Genomic DNA, 765 nt, shown 5'->3' with positions numbered 1-765 from the left:
CCCAGCGCGACGAGCGCCAGCCCGGTCAGGCCCACCGCCCACCACGCGAGCAGTCCGAGCCCGGCGAGACCGGCGCCGAGGCCCAGCACACGGGTCAGTTCCGCCGCCGGCGCGCTGGTGCCCGTCTGCAGCAGCGCCGCGGCACAGGCGAGCAGACCGGGTCCGGCCAGAAGCAGGACGGTGAGGCCGACGGCGTCCGCCGCGTCGACCGGACGGGTCGGGGCCGGGCCGGCCGGTGATGTCGAGCGCTCCATGGATTCCCCTCCTGTGCGTCCGTCCGGCCGCGATCCCGCGATCAGGCCGGTGATGATGACCACAGTGAACTGCATGGCCGGATGGGTGTCAAGAGTGATGTTTGATGATGTTTGATGATGGCTGGCGCTCGACACCGAGCCTCCTATGCTGAGCGCATGCGGTGGAACGGACTCTTCGACGACCTGGAGGCGCACTGGGTCGACCTCGGCTGGCAGGAGACGGTGGCCGAGGCCGCGGAGCTGACCCGAGCGGAGTGGATGGCGCTGTCCCTGGTGGACCGTCTGCGCGGAGCCCGAGGGCGGCAGGTCCGGCTCCACCTGGCCTGGGGCGAGGTCGTGGACGGCGTGGTGCACACGGTGGGCCAGGGCTGGGTCGGCGTGCACGTCGACGGCTCGGGGTCGGCGATCGTCGCGGTGGACTGCGTGGCGGCCGTGGAGGCCGACCTGACCCGGGCCGCGGTCGCGCCCGAGCTCGCCGCGGCCGGCTGGGGGACGGTGCTGCGCGGCATCG

The 765-nt window shown here is 73.3% G+C and carries 2 pseudogenes; one reads left to right on the top strand and one right to left on the bottom strand.

The features are described from left to right. Window positions 1–329 (bottom strand): annotated as a pseudogene (locus HMPREF3105_RS02940) (hypothetical protein); the annotation flags it as partial. Window positions 330–410: 81 nt separating this feature from the next. Between HMPREF3105_RS02940 and HMPREF3105_RS02935 the strand changes: the two are divergent. Continuing rightward, window positions 411–765 (top strand): annotated as a pseudogene (locus HMPREF3105_RS02935) (hypothetical protein); the annotation flags it as partial.

Source organism: Micrococcus sp. HMSC31B01 (assembly GCF_001816085.1).
GTDB lineage: Bacteria > Actinomycetota > Actinomycetes > Actinomycetales > Micrococcaceae > Micrococcus > Micrococcus luteus.
Note: the sequence above shows the minus strand (reverse complement) of the source record. Positions and strands in the feature narration are given on the sequence as shown.